We start from the raw sequence: 19,959 nt of genomic DNA on the forward strand, positions 1-19,959 counted from the left end.
CGTCACCTACGCTCCGCAAAAAACGTCTTGAGCAACGCCTCACATTCCTCCGCCGCAAGGCCATCATAGATCTCTGGTACGTGGTGGCTTTGCGGATGTGCAAACACGCGCGGCCCTTGCGCCACGCCGCCGGACTTCGGATCAGACGCCCCATAGTACACCCGCGCAATCCGCGCCTGACTGATTGCGCTGGCACACATCGGGCACGGCTCAAGCGTCACGTACAAATCACAGCCAACAAGCCGCTCACTGCCGACCTTGGCACAAGCCTCTCGCATCGCAAGGATTTCCGCGTGCCCAGTTGGATCGCAGTCTTCCCGTGTCCGGTTGCCTGCTGTTGCCAGCACAGCCCCATCCGGCCCGACAATCACGGCCCCCACCGGCACCTCTCCCCGCGTCGCGGCAGCGCCGGCTTCCTCAAGCGCAAGATCCATATGGGTTGTGAACGTCATGTTGTATGATTTGCCCTGCCAAGCCCCCTTTCGCAATCCCCGTTTCACAGGTACACGGGGACATGTCTCAAAAGCCTCCCTCCTCCCGTCGCCCATCCGCGAAGCCAAACGCGCCCAAATCGCGCCCATCCAAGCCGCGTAGCGCAGCTGCAAAACCGGCATCCGACACGCCCAAACGCGAAGGCGATCGCATCGCCAAAGTGCTGGCCCGCGCGGGGGTAGCCTCACGCCGTGACGCAGAGCGCATGATCGAAGCAGGGCGCGTATCGGTAAACGGGAGTAAGCTCGACAGCCCTGCCCTTAACGTGACGACCAAAGACCGCATCACCGTAGACGGAAAACCGATCGGCGAGCCTGATCCGGAACGCATTTGGCTCTACCACAAGCCAACCGGGCTTGTGTCGACAAACCGCGACGAAAAGGGCCGCGAGACCATCTTTGATCACCTGCCTGAAAACCTGCCTCGCGTGATGACTATTGGACGGCTTGACCTCAATTCCGAAGGCCTCCTGCTGCTCACCAACGATGGCGACTTGAAGCGTAAGCTGGAGTTGCCAAGCACAGGGTGGCTGCGCAAATATCGCGTGCGAATCAACGGTCGCCCAACGGAAGAGACTTTTGCGCCCTTGCGCAAAGGCATCGTGGCGGAGGGAGAACGGTTTCAGCCGATGGAGATCACCTTGGACCGCCAACAAGGCGCCAACGCCTGGGTGACCATTGGCTTGCGCGAAGGCAAAAACCGCGAAATTCGCCGTGCCATGGAAGCCATCAACCTGACCGTGAACCGTCTGATCCGTGTGTCTTATGGTCCATTTCAGCTTGGCCAACTTAAATCCGGCGAAGTCGAAGAGGTGCGCCGTCGTGTTGTGCGTGACCAATTGGGCCTCGAAGGCGCAGTGCCCGAAGAAAAGCGTCGCAAACCTATTCGCCGCCGCAACTAATCAAGTGCGCAGGCTCCCTGCCTCGGCAATGCGCCGCTTTACCAAAACTTCCCCCTAGCCATCTTGCGGTAGAGTTCTTAGATTTCTCCATAACTTAGCGCAGGGTGGAGCCATTATGTCATCAACCGGTTTGCAGAAGCTGGCCTTCGGCCTGTTGGTTCTGTTGATCTTCTACGTCTCCTTCACAGGAGGCGGCTGATGGCTCAGAAATTTGGTGGGAAATATAGCCCTAGTGGCACACAGACCTCTGCCAAAGAGGATGGTTTTCGCAATGCTAAGCGCAGCCGCGCTGGGGGCCGGGTCAACCTGCTCTTTATCGCGCCCCTTCCACTGATCTGGAAGGCCTTCACATCTGAACCCATCGTGATGGCACAGTATCTGGTGGCACTTGGTACTCTGCTGCTTGCCGCGTGGATGACCCGCGAAGGCATGTTTGCACAAGAGGCCTACGACGCGCGCAAAGTGGCCCGCCGTCCCGCCTTGCCCCGCAAACTGCTCGGCTCAGTACTCACGGGGCTCGGCCTCGCTGTCGCCGGTTTTGCAAGCCATGGTCTTGTCGGAGCGGGTATCTTTGCCGTTGTTGGCGGCCTATTGCACAGCTTTGCCTTTGGCCTCGACCCGATGTCAGACAAAGGCATGGAAGGCACCAACCGGCACCAAACCGACCGCGTTGCCCGCGCTGTGGAAGAAGCCGAAGAGCACCTGCGCGCCATGAGTGATGCCGTGGCCCGCGCCGGCGACCGTAATGTGGAGCGTCGTGTGGCGGCGTTCCAATCCACCGCCCGCGACCTCTTTCGCACGGTCGAAGAAGACCCACGGGATCTAACCGCAGCGCGTCGCTACCTCGGCGTTTATTTGTTGGGCGCCAAAGACGCGACCGTGAAATTTGCCGACATCTACAGCCGAACCCAGGACGCGCAGGCCCGTGCCGACTACCTCGCGCTGCTGGACGATCTCGAAGAAAACTTCGCCGCCCGCACGCAGAAACTCCTGCTTGAGGATCGTGGCGACCTGACCATCGAAATTGATGTGCTGCGCGAGCGCCTAGAGCGCGAAGGCCTGCGCCGCGACAGCTGACAACACATGTGACCTACCGGAAGGGTGGATTTAAATGTCTGAAATCGTAAAACAAAAAGCCGAAGCAGCCTTGGCGGAAATTACCGAAGCCACCGTTGCGCTTCCCGAACCGGTTGAGGCCAACGCCATTGTGCCTCTTGCCGAAGCGGACGCGCCGGTTTCTGCCGAGATCACCAAGCGCATGGCCGAGCTGGACATGACCAATACCAACTCTATTGTGTCTTTTGGCTCCGGTGCTCAGGCAGAACTACAGACAATTTCGCAAGCCATGCTGCAAGACGTGCGCAACAAAGATGTTGGCCCAGCAGGCGACAGCCTGCGCGACATCGTCACCACCATCCGCGGGTTCTCCGTCTCCGAATTGGACATCCGCCGCGAGCGCAGCTTTTGGGAGAAACTGTTTGGTAAGGCCGCGCCATTTGCCAAGTTCACCGCCCGTTTTGAAGACGTGCAGGATCAGATCGACCGTGTCACCGACGATCTGCTTGATCACGAACACAAACTTCTGAAAGACATCAAATCGCTGGATGTGCTTTACGAGAAAACCCTCGCATTCTACGACGAACTGGCACTCTACATTGCAGCCGGAGAGGCGAAGATTGCCGATCTGGATGCCAATGACATCCCCGCCAAAGAGGCTGAAGTTTCTGCCGCAGACGAAAACGCACAGGTTATGAAGGCCCAAGAGTTGCGCGACCTGCGCGCCGCACGCGATGACCTGGAACGCCGTGTGCACGACCTCAAACTGACCCGTCAGGTCACTATGCAGTCGCTGCCGTCGATCCGACTGGTTCAGGAAAACGACAAATCTCTGGTCACCAAGATCAACTCGACGTTGGTCAACACCGTGCCACTCTGGGAAACCCAATTGGCGCAAGCCGTCACCATCCAACGCTCCGCCGAGGCCGCCGCCGCTGTGCGCGATGCCAACGATCTGACCAATGAGCTGCTGACCGCCAACGCCAAAAACCTGCGTGAAACCAACAGAGCTGTGCGCACCGAGATGGAGCGTGGCGTGTTTGACATAGAGGCTGTAAAAATCGCGAACGCCGAGCTGATTGCCACGATCAATGAGTCGTTGCAGATCGCGGATGAAGGCAAAGCCAAGCGTGCCGCCGCGGAGGGTGACATGAAGAAAATGGAAGCTGAACTGCGCGACACATTGGCCTCTGCCAAAGCCCGCAAGGACGGCCTCGGCGACACAACAGCCACTGCAGTGCCTGCGACGTGAAACGGTTTGCAGGCATAGGTTTGGGGCTGCTGATCACCTTGGCAGCCTGCGAAGACACCGGCGGCATCACCAAGCCGCCGGTGGCAAAACCAACGCCTGCACCCCCGTCTGAAGCCAGCGCCGCACTGCGCTCTTACTACAGCAAGGTTCAGGCTGACCTTTTGACGCGCGGATTGCTGCGCACCGACGGCGGCGGCCCAGACACCCCCTTCACACCAGACATCCTTGCCCGCAATTTTGAACGTATCGCCTTTTACGATGAGTATAATAGCGGTGGCGGGTTGGAAAGATCCTCTGGTCAAGCGGGTCAGCTACGCCGCTGGAATGGGCCCTTAAAGATAAATGTCGAATTTGGCCCTTCGGTTCCTGAAGAGCAGCGAGCCAAAGACCGTGCAACTGTGGCCGCCTACGTTTCGCGTTTGGCAAACGCAACCGGCCACGCCGTTCGCCAAAGCAGCGGCAAGGCAAACTTCCATGTGTTGGTTATGGGCGCGGACGACCGCGATACGGTCAACAGACGCCTCGACAGTTTGTTACCAAACGCCTCCCCCAAAACGCGAGCGCTGTTCGCCAATCCACCACGCAATATCTATTGCTTCGTGGTGGCGCTGGCCTCTGACAGCACTCCCAACGTTTACACGTCCGCCGTCGCCCTTGTACGTGCGGAACACCCTGACCTTTTGCGCAAATCCTGCTTTCACGAAGAGATCGCGCAGGGGCTTGGTTTGGCCAATGACAGCCCCGAAGCCCGCCCCTCGATCTTCAACGACGACGAGGAGTTTGCCCTCCTCACCACGCATGACGAAAAACTGCTCTCTATGCTCTATGACGACCGGCTTAGCATCGGCATGAGCGTGGACGACGCCCGCCCTATTGTTTACATTCTGGCCCGCGAGCAGACCGCACAGAACTTCTGAGCGCCTCCGCGGCCAGCCTTTTGAAAGGACCACCTCATGGGTATTTTTGATTTCCTCACCGGCGAATTTATCGACGTAATCCATTGGGTGGACGACACCCGCGACACGCTGGTTTTCCGGTTTGAGCGCGAAGGGCATGAGATCAAATACGGCGCCAAGTTGACCGTACGCGAAGGTCAGGCAGCGGTGTTTGTGCACGAGGGCCAACTGGCCGATGTCTTCACGCCCGGTCTCTATATGCTTGAGACCAACAACATGCCGGTGATGACCACGTTGCAACATTGGGACCACGGCTTCAAAAGCCCGTTTAAGTCCGAAATCTACTACGTCAACACCACCCGCTTTGCCAACTTGAAGTGGGGCACCAAAAACCCAATTATGGTACGGGACCCCGAATTTGGCCCTGTGCGCCTGCGCGCCTATGGCACCTACGCCATCCGCGTGGTCGACCCCGCCCGCTTCCTGACAGAGATCGTTGGCACCGATGGCGAGTTCACCATGGACGAGATCAGCTTCCAGATCCGCAACATCATCGTGCAGGAATTCTCCCGCGTGGTGGCTGGTTCCGGCATTCCGGTTCTGGACATGGCTGCAAACACTGCCGATCTTGGCAAACTGGTCGCCGCCGAAATCTCCGGCACCATTGCCGAATACGGCCTCGCAATCCCGGAACTCTACATCGAAAATATCTCTCTCCCGCCCGCGGTCGAAGCAGCGATGGACAAGCGTACCTCCATGGGTATTGTCGGCGATCTGGGCAAATACACCCAGTTCTCCGCCGCCGAAGCCATGACTGCCGCCGCGCAAACGCCAAACTCCGGCATGGGCGCTGGTATGGGGATGGGTATGGGCATGGCAATGGCCCAACAGATGGCGCAAACCGGCCCATGGGGTGCAGCTCCAGCCGCCCAAACACCACAAGCCGCTCCAGCCCCGCAAACCAACGCCGCACCACCTCCGCCCCCGCCGGTCGAACACGTTTGGCACATCGCTGAAAACGGCCAGACCAAAGGCCCCTTCTCCAAAGCTGCCCTGGGCCGCATGGCCACCGGCGGAGACATCACCCGCGAAACCCACGTCTGGACCGCAGGTCAGGATGGCTGGAAACACGCCGAAGACGTCGCTGAACTGGCGCAGCTTTTCACCATCCTGCCACCCCCGCCGCCCGGCGCGTAACTCCCTTGCCCCGGCTTTCTAGCCGGGGCTTCACCTGTTCTTCCCAAGCCATTTCAAAGCAAGCAGCCTTTCATGTCAGCCACTCCGCCCCCCGCGCCAAAAGAGACCACCCGTTTCCCCTGCGCCCAATGCGGCGCGGACTACCGTTTCGCGCCCAACGAAGGCAAACTGATCTGCGATCACTGCGGGCACGAAGAAGCCACTGAGCAAGGCGACCGACAAACGGCAATTGCCGAGCTGGATTTCAAAGCTGCGCTTGCCAAACAGCTCCCAGCCGCCGAAATGGTGGAGGCCCGCACCACCTCCTGCCCCAATTGCGCTGCACATGTTGTGTTTGAAGGCGACATCCACGCCACCGAATGCCCGTTCTGTGCCACGCCCGTTGTGGTCGATACCGGTACCCACCGCCTGATCAAACCGCGCGCCGTATTGCCGTTTCAAATTGCGGAAAAAATCGCACATCAAGCCATGAACGATTGGCTGGGTAAACTCTGGTTTGCGCCCAATGGCTTGCAGGAGTACGCGAAAAAGGGCCGCAAAATGGACGGCGTCTATGTCCCCTATTGGACCTATGATGCCGATACCAAATCCTCCTACATGGGTGAACGTGGCACGATCTATTATGTCACCGAAACCGTCATGGTGGATGGCAAACGCGAGCAACGGCAGGTGCAAAAAATCCGCTGGTCGCCTGCGTCTGGCCGCGTCAAACGCTGGTTTGACGATATACTTGTGCTTGGCTCCAAAGCCTTGCCAAAGAAATACACCGACAACCTGCAGCCTTGGGATCTCTCCGCCCTTGAGCCCTACACGCCCGAGTTCCTCGCAGGCTTTCAAGCCGAAGGCTACTCCATTGAACTCGAGCAAGGTTATGACGAGGCCCGCGACCATATGGATCGCGTGATCCGTCGTGACGTGGCCTTTGACATCGGCGGCGACCGCCAGCGCATCCACAACATCTCCACTTCGGTTAGCGACGTGACGTTTAAACACATACTGCTGCCGGTCTGGATGGCGGCATATAAGTATCGCGGCACGTCTTATCGCTTTGTTGTGAATGGACAAACCGGCCGCGTGCAAGGGGAACGCCCCTACTCGAAATGGAAGATCGCCTTTGCGGTTTTGCTTGCCGCTATTGCTGCGGGCGTGATTGGCTATATCATTGCCCAAAACCAATAATTGTTGGGGAAATCCGAGATGTCTCATCACGCTACGCTGCAAGAGCTTCTGCACACCCGCCATTCTTGCCGCGCATTCAAATCAGACCCCGTGCCAAAAGATGTGATTACACACATCCTACATGATGCCGGACGAGCCCCATCTTGGTGCAACGCCCAGCCTTGGAAGGTTATTGTCACTTCGGGCTCTCAGACCGAGGCCTTTCGCGAGGCCACGGCCACAGCCTTTGACAACGGCGCCGCGGCACCGGACTACCCTTTCCCGGACACCTACACCGGTGCACATCTTGAACGCCGTCGCACCTGCGGCTTTCAACTTTATGAAGCCGTGGGCATTGGTCGTGGGGACCGAGAAGGCCGCGCCCGTCAAATGCGAGAAAACTACACGCTGTTTGGCGCACCACATGTGGCGGTGATCACCTGCCCCAAGGAACTTGGCCCCTACGGCGTGCTCGATTGCGGCGGCTTCATCACCGCCTTTTGCCTCTCTGCCAAAGCGCAGGGCATCGGCACGGTCCCACAAGCCGCCTTGTCGCTTTTCTCAGATACAATCCGCACACATTTTGACATCCCCGAAGACCGAAACGTCTTGGCTGCCATTTCTTTTGGCCATCCGGATGACGCCGCCAGTATCAACACCTTCCGTACGGATCGCGCAGCGCTGGACGAGTTTGTCGATTGGCGCGACTGAGCCGCTTCAGGTCCGCTGCAACACCTGCCCCTTGACGTCACCAGAACTCACATATGGCAGCGCAGTTGGGTGAATGCTCTCGGAGCGATCCGCACAGACCAGGCGCGGCGAGCGAAACAGGAAATACTTGCCCAGCGACCGCCAGGTCCCAACCATAGGCGCATCCGGATCGGTGACATACCGGTCCCGCCACCCACTTGGCAGGTCAACGCCACACATTGCCAGCCGCTCCAACATCCAGACAAGTGACACATTGGCCAGCGGCCGCGCCGCGTCAAAGCCGACCAATTGTCCGCCCACATCACTGTGCGCCCCGCGAAACCAGACCTGCTCCACCCGCCCGTCCCAGTCATCGGGACAGCGCCACAGCTCCGGTTCAAACACCTGCCGCGTCTCATCCAGCGCCAACGCGTGAAACCCGTGCTGCACAACAGGGGCCAGTTGATGATTGTGAAACGCATGACGCCGCTCGGTGATGCGCCACAACACCGGCACCCGTGCGCCTAACGCCTTCACCGTATCCCAGACGCCAACCATCTCGATTTGCGTTTCCTCATGACAATGCGCCACCGCAAAGGCCTTGGCCGCTGCACTGTCCGGTGTCAGTTCATAGTGCCGATAGGCCGTACGAATATTTCGTTCTGTGGCACAGTCAGCCCTCAGCAGACCCACCCGGTCAATCACCCCAGCCAGCGAGCGCACCGCAAAGGCGCCCCGCGAATAGCCCATCAGGATAATTTTGTCTCCGGGCCGATACCGGCTTGCTAAATAGCCATACGCCCGCCGAATTTGCCGATTGATACCGCGTCCCATCAGCACATCCAAGGTCTGTCGCCAGGACCGCCATTGCACCCCAGCCTCATAGTAGACCGACACCGCCGCACCGATCTCACGCAGAAGCATATAAGTTTGCCCGGCGTTGGTTTCCTGCCCCGGCGCAAGCGAGGACATAGTGCCATCCAAAATGATCACATGTGTGACAACCCCTCGGCGAGGCCCTGCCGGAGTATGGCTGCTGGTGAACTTACCAGCCAGCCACTCTGATATGCGTCTATGCAGCTGTATTTCTGGCCTCTTTCAACAATTCCCACACGCGATGTGGCGTGAACGGCATGTCCGCCTGGCGCACACCTGCGTCCCACAGTGCATCCTGCACAGCGTTGGCGGCCGCAGCCATCGCCCCAACGGTGCCCGCCTCGCCACAGCCTTTCATGCCCATGACATTGGCGGTTGAAGGCACCGCCTCGGTGGTGAACCCAATCATCGGCACATCACTGGCGCGTGGCATCGCGTAATCCATGAAAGTCGCCGTCAACAACTGGCCGTCGTCATCAAACACAACATGCTCCATCAGCGCCTGACCAATGCCCTGCGCCACGCCGCCATGCACCTGCCCCTCGGCGAGCATCGGATTGATCAGATTGCCAAAATCATCCACCACGGTGTATTTCTCCAACGAAACCTGTCCGGTCTCTGGGTCCACTTCAACTTCCGCCAAATGCGCCCCATTTGGGAAACTGCGCGCTGGCAAAGTGGTGCGCTCTTCATGCACCATCAAATCTACGCGCCGATCAGTCCGCGCCATCTCGGCGGCTTCAAGGAAAGTCGGATGTAGGTTAGAGCCTTCCGCCCGGAATTGCTCATCATCAAAGCTCACGTCCGCGGCATCCACGCCCATCTTCTCTGCAAGATACGGGACAAAGGCTTTAACCATCGTTTCCACGGTTGCCAAAGTGGCGGTGTTTTGCACCGTCACGGACCGCGAGCCCCCGGTCCCGCCCCCCTGCTTGATGCGGTCACTGTCACCCTGAACCACCTCAATCATCTCGGTTGGGATACCAGTCTGATCGCTCAGGAACTGCGCATAAACCGTCTCGTGCCCCTGCCCATTGGACTGCGTGCCCACATAGATCGACACGGTGCCATCTTCATTGAACTCCACACGCGCGCTTTCGCTTGGGTCGCCCAAAATACTCTCGATGTAGTAACACAGCCCCGCACCACGCAACTTGCCGGCCTTGGCGCTCGCGGCCTTGCGCGCGGCAAACCCTGCCACATCACCAAACTCTTCCACACGGCTCAGCACCCGATCAAAGTCACCCACGTCATAGGTCTCATCGGTGGCCGACTTATATGGGAACGCCTCTTTCGGAATGAAGTTCCGCCGACGCAGCTCATATCCGCTTACGCCCAGCTCCCGCGCTGCCCGATCCATCAACCGCTCCAGCACATAAATCGCCTCCGGCCGCCCAGCGCCGCGATAGGCATCCACAGGTGTGGTGTTTGTGTAAATGCCGTCCACCTGCAGCCAAGTGGTCTGCACATCATAAACGCCCATCAACACGCGGCTAAACAGCTGCGTCTGGATCGCCTGGGCAAACTGCGAGTTATACGCCCCCATATTCGCGACAGACTTCACCCGATAGGCCGTGGCCTTGAGGTTCTCGTCAAACGCCAGTTCCGCCAGCGACACCAGGTCGCGCCCCGCATTGTCTGACAACATCGACTCGGTGCGATCCGCAATCCACCGCACCGGCTTGCCCAGCATCTTGGCAGCATAAGCCACAACCAGCGGCTCCTGATAGATCATCGCCTTCATGCCAAATCCGCCGCCGGTGTCCGGGTTGGTCACGCGCACGTCGTCTTCATTCATCTTCAGCACACGCGCGACATTGCTTTTGGTCCCCCAAACACCCTGGCCGTTGTTCGCCAGATGTAGCCGATCTCCGTCCCATTCAGCATAGGCGCCACGCGGCTCCATGGAGTTCACAATCACCCGGTTGTCGCCAATCTCAAGGCTCACCACATGCGCCGCCGCGTCAAAGGCTGCTTCGGTTGCAGCTTCGTCACCCAGCCCCCAATCAAACGCGAGGTTCTCTGGCGCTTCGCCATGCAGTTGCTCGCCACCACGCGATAAAGCCAAATGCGCATCCAGATCGTCATAGTCAAACAGGATCATCTCGGCCGCATCCCGCGCCTGATCCATGCTTTCTGCGATAATCACAGCAATAGGCTCACCCACGTAGCGCACCCGATCTGCCGCAAGCAAAGGACGCTCCGGTTTGGCGCCTTTGCTACCGTCGCGATTGTCGACCTGCGTGCCTGGCAAGTTGGCCTCAAGCCCCGCTGCCAACAGGTCCGCCAACGTTAAGACACAAGCCACACCATCCGCCTCACGCGCGTCCGAAACATCCAGCTCGGTCACAACGCCATGCGCAACCGGGGAGCGCAAAAAATAGGCATGCAGCGCATTTTTGGGCGCAATATCGTCCACGTATTGGCCTTCGCCGGTCAAAAACCGCGTGTCTTCAACCCGTTTGACCGGCTGGCTTTTCCCAAACTTATCCATGGCTGCTGGCTCCCCTGCGCGTCGCTCCGAGGAGCAACTCTATAGCGCAAGTCTGGGGTGTCCAGAGCCTGTTGTGCCTTACAACGTGGCGACAGTTACCATTTCCTGCAAACCATAGCCGTTAAACCCTGTGGACAGGGATGATGAGTATGCCCCCATGGCTTTGATCATCACAAAATCGCCCTCAGCTATCTGCGCGGGCAACGCCACGGGATCCGGCAGCCGATCAAGACTGTCGCACGTCGGCCCGTAGACCACCTTGCGCGCCATCTCACCATCAACCACGGCCCCGTCTGGCCGAAGCACAGAAATCCGGTCCGGCACGCCAATATCGCGCAGCTCGGTCAGCGCGCCATAAATCCCATCATTCAGGAACACCGCCGTGTCACGCACAGTCTTCACCCGAACCGCCAACGTAAATGCTTCCGCCACCATCGCGCGGCCCGGTTCACAGACCAGCGCAGGGGCCTCATCGCCAAACGCGCGCACGGTCTCAGCCGCAATCCGATCAAAAATCGCCTCCAAGTCCGGCGCAGCCCCACTGCGATGCGCGGCAAAGCCGCCGCCGACATTCAATCGCTTTAGCGCCACGCCTGCGCGCCGTGCCACATCTGCAGCCTCAACGATATAAACCGCCCAGGCCTGCGGATCCGCACATTGCGTGCCCGGATGAAACGTCAAAGAAGTGGCAAACCCCATGTCCCGCGCTTGTTGTAGCAATTCTACTGCCTGATCCGGGTCCGCGCCAAACTTCTCGCCAAAATCATACGCCGCACCAGCCACCGGCAACCGCAGCCGCACCGCAATTTCGGTTCCAACACGCGGCACGTCCGCCAGTTTCTGCAACTCGCGCGGACAATCCACTGACCAGCTGGCAATCCCATGCCCCACCGCCTCGGTGATCTCGGCCACCGACCGCACCGGATTGTGATAATGCAGCACCGCATCCGGCGCCACACGCCGCACCCGCGCCATCTCCAAGGGCGACGCCACATCAAACGCCGTCAGCCCCGCGCTCACCAAATTGGACAGCACTGCCTCGTGGTCATTGGCTTTCACCGCATAGGTCACCAGCCCTGCAAACCCGTCGACAAACCGCTGCGCCGTGGCTTGCAGCACCTCAGGGGCAAAATACAAAACCGGCGCGTCTGGTGAAAACTTCGTCAGATGCCAAGAAGGGGACGGCCAAAGGGCCGGATCGTTGCGCATTTCCTACCTCAATCCTGTTTTCACTCAGCCTGAGGGATTTTCTTGTCGATTCCACGCGGCACTCTGGTAAAAATGCCGGAAAGACTCGGCAAATTGACGGCACAGATATGCAACCTGACGAAACTGACACACGACTCTTGGCCCTGCTCAGCGAGAATGCCCGTGCGCCGGTGGCAACACTGGCTCGCAAACTTGGCCTGGCCCGCACCACTGTTCAGGCGCGCATCGACCGGCTAGAAACCTCCGGTGCCATCGCTGGCTATACTCTCCGCCTTGGAGATGTCGCTCGGCCGAGACTGCGCGCCACCGCTCTTCTCTCCATCGAATTGCGCAGCGGCCCCATTGTGCTGGATCGCCTGAAATCTCTGCCAGCTGTGGAAAGTGTGAACACCTGTTCCGGACGTTTTGACCTGATTGTGCAACTGGCCGCCGATAGCACATCGGAGCTGGACGACACGCTCGACAACATCGGCGAGGCCAAGGGCGTAAAAAGCTCCGAAAGCCTGATCCATCTGTCCACCAAGCTGGACCGTCCACGCGGCTGACCACGCAAACAAACGCCACTAAAAACCTGTCTTTCTGGAAACTTCGAGGGAGAGATGATTTGCGTGCCGTTCTGGCACGCAGGATGTACATCTCATCGCCTTCTAGCGTGGAGGCGTCTTGCGCCACACTCTGCTTATGCTGTCGAAAGCGTTAACAGAACCTTAACAAACCAGATCTTTTTTGAATTTTTCCAACTTGAGTGAATAAATTCAGGATTTCTCCACTTTCCTAAACAATGTCTTCCCGCTTCCCCTTTGTTCTCGCATTCGATAGAGACAACTCCGATTGATAACGGGCGCGAACCGACACAAGGGATCACACCAATGGCGATGGAAAAAACCTTCAACGCAGCCGAGGCCGAAGGCCGGCTGTTTGACGCATGGGAAAAAGCAGGCTGCTTCACCGCGGGAGCAAACGCAAAACCGGGTGCCTCCACCTACTGCATCATGATCCCGCCCCCCAACGTCACCGGCGTTTTGCATATGGGCCACGCGTTTAACAACACGTTGCAAGACATTCTGATCCGCTGGAAACGCATGCAAGGGTTTGACACCCTGTGGCAGCCGGGCACCGACCACGCGGGCATCGCCACCCAAATGGTCGTGGAGCGCAAGCTGGCCGAAACCCAACAGCCTTCCCGCGCCGAACTGGGCCGCGAGAGGTTCCTCGAAAAAGTCTGGGACTGGAAAGCCGAAAGCGGCGGCACCATCATCAACCAGCTCAAGCGCCTTGGGGCCTCTTGTGATTTTTCCCGCGAAGCCTTCACAATGTCCGGCGCGCCCGGAGCACCGGACGACGTGGCTGGCGGCAACTTCCACGATGCCGTTCTGAAAGTCTTTGTTGAGATGTACAACAAAGGTCTCATCTATCGCGGCAAACGCCTCGTAAACTGGGATCCGCATTTCGAAACCGCCATCTCCGACCTCGAAGTGGAAAACATCGAAGTGGCCGGTCACATGTGGCACTTCAAGTACCCGCTGGCGGGTGGTGCGACCTACACCTACGTCGAGAAAGATGAAGACGGCAACGTCACACTTGAAGAAGAGCGCGACTACATCTCCATCGCTACCACCCGCCCGGAGACCATGCTGGGCGACGGCGCAGTCGCAGTACACCCGTCTGATGAGCGTTACGCCTCCATCGTTGGCAAGCTTTGCGAAATCCCGGTGGGTCCCAAAGAACACCGCCGCCTGATTCCGATCATCACCGACGAATACCCGGACAAAGACTTCGGCTCCGGTGCGGTGAAAATCACCGGCGCGCATGACTTCAACGACTACCAGGTTGCAAAGCGCGGCGGCATCCCAATGTACCGCCTGATGGACAGCAAAGGCGCGATGCGCGCCGATGGCGACAGCTATGACGCCGCCGCAACCATCGCCATGTCCGTGGCCAAAGGCGAGCGCAGCCTGACCGTGAATGAAGCTGACGGCGTGAACCTCGTCCCGGATGACCTGCGCGGCCTGGACCGCTTTGAAGCGCGTAAACTGGTCGTCCAGCAAATCACCGACGAAGGCCTCGCGGTGATGACAACCGAACACTACGTGGACGACGAAGGCCACGAAGCCTTCCGCGACATCCCAGTGGTCGAAAACAAACCTATCATGCAGCCGTTTGGCGACCGCTCCAAAGTGGTCATCGAGCCAATGCTGACCGATCAGTGGTTTGTGGAAACCGACAAGATTGTTGGCCCGGCACTCGACGCCGTACGCAACGGTGACGTGAAAATCCTGCCGGAAAGCGGTGAAAAGGTCTATTTCCACTGGCTGGAAAACATTGAACCTTGGTGTATCTCCCGCCAGCTGTGGTGGGGGCATCAAATCCCTGTGTGGTATGGCCTCGATCTCTCGGCTGATGATTTCAAAGATGACGAAAACAACGGTGCGTTGGATCTCGTCGAAATGGGCCGCTTGCTCGGTGATGGCGGCATGCTGCACCGTGGCAACGTCACCCACTGTGCCGCAAACTTCGAGGGTGTTGTTGAGCAGTTCCTTGATGACAACGCCAATATCCCCGCGCCATTAAACCACGGAAAAGTGGTCGAAGTGGCCGACAAGCACGAAGCCATCCACATGCTGGCTGAAAGCCTTGCACAATACGTGGTGGACCAAGATCCGCTGAAACTGGTGTACCCGGTTTGGCGTGATCCTGACGTGCTCGACACTTGGTTCTCCTCCGGTCTTTGGCCCATTGGCACCTTGGGTTGGCCAGAAAACACCGACGCATTGGGCAAATACTTCCCCACCTCCACGCTGGTCACCGGTCAGGACATCCTGTTCTTCTGGGTCGCCCGCATGATGATGATGCAGCTCGCTGTGGTGGACCAAATCCCGTTTGACACCGTCTATCTACATGGCCTCGTGCGCGACGCCAAAGGCAAGAAGATGTCTAAATCCACCGGCAATGTGGTGGACCCGCTGGAGATCATTGATCAATACGGCACCGACGCGCTGCGCTTTACAAATGCCGCCATGGCCTCTTTGGGTGGTGTGCTGAAACTCGACATGAAGCGTATTGAAGGTTACCGCAATTTTGTCACCAAAATCTGGCAGGCCTGTTCTTATGGCGACAGCCAGATTGACGCCTTTAACGCCGAGCGTGGAGCTGAACCCCCCAAGGTGACCCTGCCGTTGAACCGTTGGATCGTCGGCGAGATTGCCAAACTGCGTGAAGAAGTCGATGCAGGCTTTGAAAGCTTCCGCTTCAACGATGCCGCCAACGCGCTTTATTCCACCTTCTGGAACACCTTCTGTGACCGCTACCTGGAGTTCACCAAACCGGTGTTTCAGGGCGACGATGCTGCGGCCAAAGAAGAGACCCGCGCCACCTTTGCCTGGGTTATCGACCAAGCGTTGATCCTGATGCACCCAATCATGCCTTTTGTCACAGAAGAGCTCTGGAACGTCACAGAAGGCCGTGGTTTCAAAACGGGCACGGCGTCGCAGATGTTGGCCCACGCGCAATGGCCCACTTACACTTCCGCTGATCTGGTGGATGCGGAGGCCGAAGCCGAAATGAATTGGGTCATCGCGGTTATCGGCAACGTTCGCTCTGCGCGCGCGCAATTGAACGTGCCGTCAGGCTCTATTGTGCCGATGCTGGTCACGGACATGGACGCTGCCGCTCAAGACTACTGGGATCGCAACGGCGCGCTGATCATGAACAAAGCACGCATCGAGAGCCTGACACAGGCCGACGAACTGCCAAAAGGCTGTATCTCCATCGGCGCTCCCGGCGCCTCCTTTGCGCTTCCCTTGGCCGACATCATTGATGTGGCTGCGGAAAAAGCGCGTCAGGAGAAAAACCTCGGCAAACTGGCCAAAGAACTTGGCGGGTTGCGTGGCCGATTGAAAAACCCGAAATTCGCGGCGTCAGCTCCCGAAGAGGTGGTTGCTGAAGCCCGTGAAAACCTAGCCCTGCGCGAAGAAGAAGAGACCAAGATCAAAGCGGCCTTGGCTAAACTTGCCGAGCTGGACTAAGGCTCATCAAAACAAAGATGCCATGCCCTTTGCGGGCATGGCATCTGCTCTCAATCCCTGGTCCGCACCGTCACTAGGGTAACCACTTCGACAGATCTCAGCCGAAATTTGGCTTTCGTTTCTGGATATTGGCTGCGATCACTTCCATCTGATGCGGCTTACCAATCAAATCCGCCTGCGCCCGGCTCTCTTCCAGAAGCACCGCGTCCACATCATCCATATGCTCTTCCGCGTATCCAATCAGCGCCTTGGCCGCTTTCACAGCCGAGGGGCTCTTACCTGCAATCTCTTCCGCCAAAGCCATCGCAGCGGCGAGCGGGTCTTCGGCGATCTCAGTCACCAATCCCCAAGCCAAAGCCTGCTCCGCCTCAACCGGTGCAGCCGTATAGGTCAGACGCCGCAACACATCCGAGCGCACCAAATGCGGCAACAAGGTCATCCCGCCCATATCCGGGATCAGCCCCCATTTCATTTCCATGATCGCCATCTTGGTGCCCGGCGCGGCAACGCGAATGTCCGCGCCCAACGCCAATTGACAGCCGCCGCCAAAGGCCACGCCCTGCAACGCCGCAATCACCGGCACCTTCAGCTTGCGCCACACCATCGCAACTTGCTGCGCGTCATTCGCATTGCCATGGGTGCGTGGCATGATCCGCGCCACCGGGTCTTGCCCCGCCAGCGCAGCAAAGCTCATCACGTCGAGCCCGGCGCAGAAGGACTTGCCCTCCCCAGAGAGCACCACAACCCGCACATCGCCGTTGTCCATCAGGCCTTCACCGGCCTCGATGATGCCGTCAAACATCGCCTGATCCAGCGCGTTCATCTTGTCGCCACGGGTCAGCCGCACATGGGCGATGTGGTCTTTGATCTCTACCGATACACGGGCCATAACAGCCTCCTCACAGATGGGTTTGCTTGATCTTACACTCCGTGCCTCGCGGGAGGAAATCCACCCTGACGTGAGGGCATTTGCTCTTGTGCCCTCCCCGTCCTTGCGTCACTTTCCGCACATGACCGGACCTCGCTATACCAAACTGGCTGAAAGCCTGCCCGCCACCGTTCCTTTTGTCGGCCCCGAAGCACAAGAGCGCGCCATGGGGCACCCCTTTGCCGCCCGCATCGGTGCCAATGAAAACATCTTTGGCCCCTCGCCCAAGGCGATTGATGCGATGCAAAAAGCCGCGGGTGAGATCTGGATGTACGGCGATCCCGAAAGCTATGATCTGCGCCACGCCTTGGCCGAGCGCCACGGCATTGCGCCGGAGAACCTCGTGGTTGGCGAAGGCATCGACGGCTTGCTCGGTTACCTCGTACGCCTGCTGATTGGCGAAGGCGACGCGGTGGTCACGTCTGAAGGCGCCTACCCCACCTTCAATTACCACGTCGCGGGCTTTGGCGGCACTCTGCACAAGGTGCCTTATCGCGAAGACGCCGAAGACCTGGCTGCTCTGCTAGCCAAAGCGGCTGAAGTCGACGCCAAACTGGTCTACTTCGCCAATCCCGACAACCCAATGGGCAGCTGGTGCACGGGCAATGACATCGTTGCGCAGCTCGACAACATCCCAGACGGTTGCCTACTTCTTTTAGATGAAGCCTACGTCGAATTGGCCCCCAAAGGCACGGCGCCAACAATCGCCATCACCGATCCCCGTGTGATCCGCATGCGCACTTTTTCCAAGGCGTATGGCATGGCCGGTGCCCGTGTGGGCTACGCTATGGGTGAAGCCACCAACATCCGCGCCTTTGAGAAAATCCGCAATCACTTTGGCATGAACCGCGCCGCGCAAGCCGGTGCGCTGGCGGGGCTACAAGACGCCGCTTGGCTCTCTGAGACCTGTGGCAAAGTCGAAGCCTCTCGCCAGCATATCGCGGCTGTCGCCGCCAATCACGGCCTCAAAGCCCTGCCCTCGGCAACAAATTTTGTGGCCATAGACTGCGGTCGTGATGGCGCATATGCCAAAGCGATCCTCGATGGATTGGTGGCACGCGGTATCTTTGCGCGTATGCCCTTTGTCGCGCCACAAAACCGCTGCATCCGCGTCAGCTGCGCACCCGAGGCCGAGATCACGCTCCTGGACAAAGCCCTTGGCGAAGTCTTAGCGGACTTGGCCTAACGCCCCCACACTTAACGCACGCCGCGTTCATAGATTTTTTTCCGTTCTATGGCACGAATCAAAGCACGCTAAGTGTAAAGAGAGCCTGCGATGTCGCGCCCTGTTCAACCTGTCCAAGACCACACGACCACCTGCCTCATAATGGCATTTATCAACCTTCTGTGGGTTTTCTTGCTGGTGCTTCTTCTCTGGGGCCTTCCTGCGGTCTTGATACTTGCCATCGTCCTAAACGCTGGAATCGACCGCCTGCGCACCTACTTTGAGCAGCGTGCCTAGGCTTTTGCAATCACCCGCGCCGCCGCTTCGATCGCGCCAGAACCGTGTGGAATATCCAGAGCAATCAAGCCTGTCTGTACGCTGGCCAACAGCCCCATGATCATCTGGGCATTCACATGCCCCATGTGACCAAACCGGAAAAACCCATCACTTTGCGGATCGTCCTCCGTGGCCATGCCGAGACCAATGCCCAGCGTCACCCCCGCTTGATCCTGGCACCAACGCCGCAACCGTGTGCCGTGTTCCTTTCCAATGCGTAGGGACGTAACAGCCCTGCTCCGATGCGCTTCCTCCGCAACATTAAGCTCCAGTGGCCCCACCGTCGCCCAAGTCTCACACGCAGCCCAAATGGCGCGGGCCAAAACGTCATGGCGTTGCCAAACCTGTTCCAGCCCCTCATCCAGGATCATATCCAACGACGCGCGCAGCCCATACAGGTGATGCGTCGGCGCTGTCCCACAAAACAACTGATAGTACGCGTCAGGATTGGCTCGAGGCGCCCAATCCCAATACCGGCTCACACGGGGCATCTCCGCCCGACGTGCAGCGGCCTTTTCGTTAAAGAACACAAACGCCATGCCTGGCGGCACCATCAGCCCCTTTTGGCTGGCGGCAATCATCACGTCGACACCCCAGGCGTCCATTTCAAACCGGTCACAGCCAAGGGAAGCGATGCAATCCACCATCAGCAAAGCTGGGTGGCCAGTCGCATCAATCGCGGCGCGCAAAGCGGCAATGTCATTGCGCACTGAGGTGGATGTGTCCACATGTACAGCCAACACAGCTTTGATGCTCTGCGTCTTGTCCGCCGCCAACGCCTCCGCCACTTTCGCCGAATCCATTGGGGCCCGGCGGCCAAAATCGATGACCTCACATTCAGCTCCCAAACCGGTCGCAACTTCACGCCAGCCATGCCCAAAAGCCCCGGTCACAGGCACCAAAACACGATCGCCTTCCCCAATCACATTGGCCAAGGAAGCCTCCCAAACAGCGTGACCGTTTCCGATATAGATTGCCACATCATGCCTTGTGCCTGCGATCTTCTTCAGATCCGGCACCAGCCCATGGGTCAACTCAATCAACTCGCCTTCATAGATGTTTGGCGCCGCCCGATGCATCGCGCGCAACACCGCCTCCGGCATCACCGATGGCCCCGGAATCGCCAGATAGGTTTGTCCCTGTGTGAGTTTCATGATCGCTGCCCCAGTTAATCTCCTTGGCACCCTAGCCAGCTTTTGCGCAACGTCAATTGCTTGCGACCTGCCTACAGCACTCTGTATTGGCACTGGTTTTGCCTCTCTGCGCCCTGTAAAGGTCAATTAC

The 19,959-nt window shown here is 58.7% G+C and carries 16 protein-coding genes; 10 read left to right on the forward strand and 6 right to left on the reverse strand.

All coding sequences use genetic code 11. From position 1 onward, the window contains the following. Nucleotides 1-2: 2 nt before the first annotated feature. Nucleotides 3-452 (reverse strand): nucleoside deaminase, encoded by a 450-nt coding sequence (locus QZ517_RS01285; RefSeq protein ID WP_294220816.1) that lies wholly within the window; start codon nt 450-452, stop codon nt 3-5. A gap of 62 nt (nt 453-514) precedes the next feature. Here QZ517_RS01285 and QZ517_RS01290 point away from each other — a divergent pair, with 62 nt between their 5' ends. From QZ517_RS01290 to QZ517_RS01320, 7 genes are all read left to right on the forward strand, one after another. Continuing rightward, nucleotides 515-1,393, forward strand: coding sequence for a pseudouridine synthase (locus QZ517_RS01290; protein ID WP_294220818.1), 879 nt, complete (start codon nt 515-517; stop codon nt 1,391-1,393). Between the two features lie 198 nt (nt 1,394-1,591). Continuing rightward, nucleotides 1,592-2,470, forward strand: coding sequence for a 5-bromo-4-chloroindolyl phosphate hydrolysis family protein (locus QZ517_RS01295; protein ID WP_294220820.1), 879 nt, complete (start codon nt 1,592-1,594; stop codon nt 2,468-2,470). 34 nt (nt 2,471-2,504) lie between these two features. Further along, on the forward strand, nt 2,505-3,701 hold the full coding sequence (locus QZ517_RS01300; protein WP_294220822.1) for a toxic anion resistance protein: 1,197 nt from the start codon (nt 2,505-2,507) through the stop codon (nt 3,699-3,701). Next, nucleotides 3,698-4,618 carry a DUF2927 domain-containing protein gene (locus QZ517_RS01305; protein ID WP_294220824.1) on the forward strand — a complete coding sequence of 307 codons (921 nt, stop codon included), beginning with the start codon at nt 3,698-3,700 and terminating at the stop codon, nt 4,616-4,618. The genes QZ517_RS01300 and QZ517_RS01305 overlap by 4 nt, the downstream gene beginning before the upstream one ends. Nucleotides 4,619-4,654: 36 nt before the next feature. Beyond that, on the forward strand, nt 4,655-5,794 hold the full coding sequence (locus QZ517_RS01310) for an SPFH domain-containing protein (RefSeq protein ID WP_294220826.1): 1,140 nt from the start codon (nt 4,655-4,657) through the stop codon (nt 5,792-5,794). A 72-nt stretch (nt 5,795-5,866) separates the two neighbouring features. After that, complete coding sequence (locus QZ517_RS01315; RefSeq protein WP_294220828.1) at nt 5,867-6,973, forward strand: TFIIB-type zinc finger domain-containing protein; 1,107 nt, start codon at nt 5,867-5,869, stop codon at nt 6,971-6,973. An 18-nt stretch (nt 6,974-6,991) separates the two neighbouring features. After that, complete coding sequence (locus QZ517_RS01320; protein ID WP_294220830.1) at nt 6,992-7,663, forward strand: nitroreductase; 672 nt, start codon at nt 6,992-6,994, stop codon at nt 7,661-7,663. A 6-nt stretch (nt 7,664-7,669) separates the two neighbouring features. Here QZ517_RS01320 and QZ517_RS01325 read toward each other — a convergent pair whose 3' ends face one another. From QZ517_RS01325 to QZ517_RS01335, 3 genes are all read right to left on the reverse strand, one after another. Further along, a complete protein-coding gene (locus QZ517_RS01325) occupies nt 7,670-8,698 on the reverse strand; it encodes a DUF2235 domain-containing protein (RefSeq protein ID WP_294220912.1) in 1,029 nt (342 codons plus the stop codon). Between the two features lie 16 nt (nt 8,699-8,714). After that, nucleotides 8,715-11,012, reverse strand: coding sequence for a xanthine dehydrogenase family protein molybdopterin-binding subunit (locus tag QZ517_RS01330; protein WP_294220834.1), 2,298 nt, complete (start codon nt 11,010-11,012; stop codon nt 8,715-8,717). A gap of 78 nt (nt 11,013-11,090) precedes the next feature. Next, on the reverse strand, nt 11,091-12,221 hold the full coding sequence (locus tag QZ517_RS01335) for a type III PLP-dependent enzyme (RefSeq protein WP_294220837.1): 1,131 nt from the start codon (nt 12,219-12,221) through the stop codon (nt 11,091-11,093). Between the two features lie 107 nt (nt 12,222-12,328). On the opposite strand from QZ517_RS01335, the gene QZ517_RS01340 reads away from it, so the two are divergent. Then, nucleotides 12,329-12,766 (forward strand): Lrp/AsnC family transcriptional regulator, encoded by a 438-nt coding sequence (locus tag QZ517_RS01340; protein WP_294220842.1) that lies wholly within the window; start codon nt 12,329-12,331, stop codon nt 12,764-12,766. Nucleotides 12,767-13,090: 324 nt separating this feature from the next. Continuing rightward, nucleotides 13,091-16,246, forward strand: coding sequence for a valine--tRNA ligase (locus QZ517_RS01345; RefSeq protein WP_294220846.1), 3,156 nt, complete (start codon nt 13,091-13,093; stop codon nt 16,244-16,246). Nucleotides 16,247-16,343: 97 nt separating this feature from the next. Here the strand turns inward: QZ517_RS01345 and QZ517_RS01350 are convergent, their stop codons facing one another. Continuing rightward, on the reverse strand, nt 16,344-17,135 hold the full coding sequence (locus QZ517_RS01350) for a crotonase/enoyl-CoA hydratase family protein (RefSeq protein WP_294220849.1): 792 nt from the start codon (nt 17,133-17,135) through the stop codon (nt 16,344-16,346). Between the two features lie 121 nt (nt 17,136-17,256). Between QZ517_RS01350 and QZ517_RS01355 the strand changes: the two genes are divergently transcribed. After that, nucleotides 17,257-18,360, forward strand: a complete 1,104-nt coding sequence (locus QZ517_RS01355) for a pyridoxal phosphate-dependent aminotransferase (RefSeq protein WP_294220852.1) — start codon at nt 17,257-17,259, stop codon at nt 18,358-18,360. 272 nt (nt 18,361-18,632) lie between these two features. Here the strand turns inward: QZ517_RS01355 and QZ517_RS01360 are convergent, their stop codons facing one another. Beyond that, nucleotides 18,633-19,829, reverse strand: coding sequence for an aminotransferase class V-fold PLP-dependent enzyme (locus QZ517_RS01360; protein ID WP_294220854.1), 1,197 nt, complete (start codon nt 19,827-19,829; stop codon nt 18,633-18,635). Nucleotides 19,830-19,959 lie beyond the last annotated feature (130 nt).

This window comes from uncultured Shimia sp., from assembly GCF_913054185.1.
Classification (GTDB): domain Bacteria; phylum Pseudomonadota; class Alphaproteobacteria; order Rhodobacterales; family Rhodobacteraceae; genus Shimia.

Coding starts and splice junctions, on each gene's coding strand:
- QZ517_RS01310 (WP_294220826.1), top strand. CDS start 4,655: ATGGGTATTTTTGATTTCCTCACCGGCGAATTTATCGACGTAATCCAT.
- QZ517_RS01285 (WP_294220816.1), bottom strand. CDS start 452: ATGACGTTCACAACCCATATGGATCTTGCGCTTGAGGAAGCCGGCGCT.
- QZ517_RS01330 (WP_294220834.1), bottom strand. CDS start 11,012: ATGGATAAGTTTGGGAAAAGCCAGCCGGTCAAACGGGTTGAAGACACG.
- QZ517_RS01295 (WP_294220820.1), top strand. CDS start 1,592: ATGGCTCAGAAATTTGGTGGGAAATATAGCCCTAGTGGCACACAGACC.
- QZ517_RS01290 (WP_294220818.1), top strand. CDS start 515: ATGTCTCAAAAGCCTCCCTCCTCCCGTCGCCCATCCGCGAAGCCAAAC.
- QZ517_RS01355 (WP_294220852.1), top strand. CDS start 17,257: ATGACCGGACCTCGCTATACCAAACTGGCTGAAAGCCTGCCCGCCACC.
- QZ517_RS01345 (WP_294220846.1), top strand. CDS start 13,091: ATGGCGATGGAAAAAACCTTCAACGCAGCCGAGGCCGAAGGCCGGCTG.
- QZ517_RS01300 (WP_294220822.1), top strand. CDS start 2,505: ATGTCTGAAATCGTAAAACAAAAAGCCGAAGCAGCCTTGGCGGAAATT.
- QZ517_RS01335 (WP_294220837.1), bottom strand. CDS start 12,221: ATGCGCAACGATCCGGCCCTTTGGCCGTCCCCTTCTTGGCATCTGACG.
- QZ517_RS01320 (WP_294220830.1), top strand. CDS start 6,992: ATGTCTCATCACGCTACGCTGCAAGAGCTTCTGCACACCCGCCATTCT.
- QZ517_RS01350 (WP_294220849.1), bottom strand. CDS start 17,135: ATGGCCCGTGTATCGGTAGAGATCAAAGACCACATCGCCCATGTGCGG.
- QZ517_RS01340 (WP_294220842.1), top strand. CDS start 12,329: ATGCAACCTGACGAAACTGACACACGACTCTTGGCCCTGCTCAGCGAG.
- QZ517_RS01315 (WP_294220828.1), top strand. CDS start 5,867: ATGTCAGCCACTCCGCCCCCCGCGCCAAAAGAGACCACCCGTTTCCCC.
- QZ517_RS01360 (WP_294220854.1), bottom strand. CDS start 19,829: ATGAAACTCACACAGGGACAAACCTATCTGGCGATTCCGGGGCCATCG.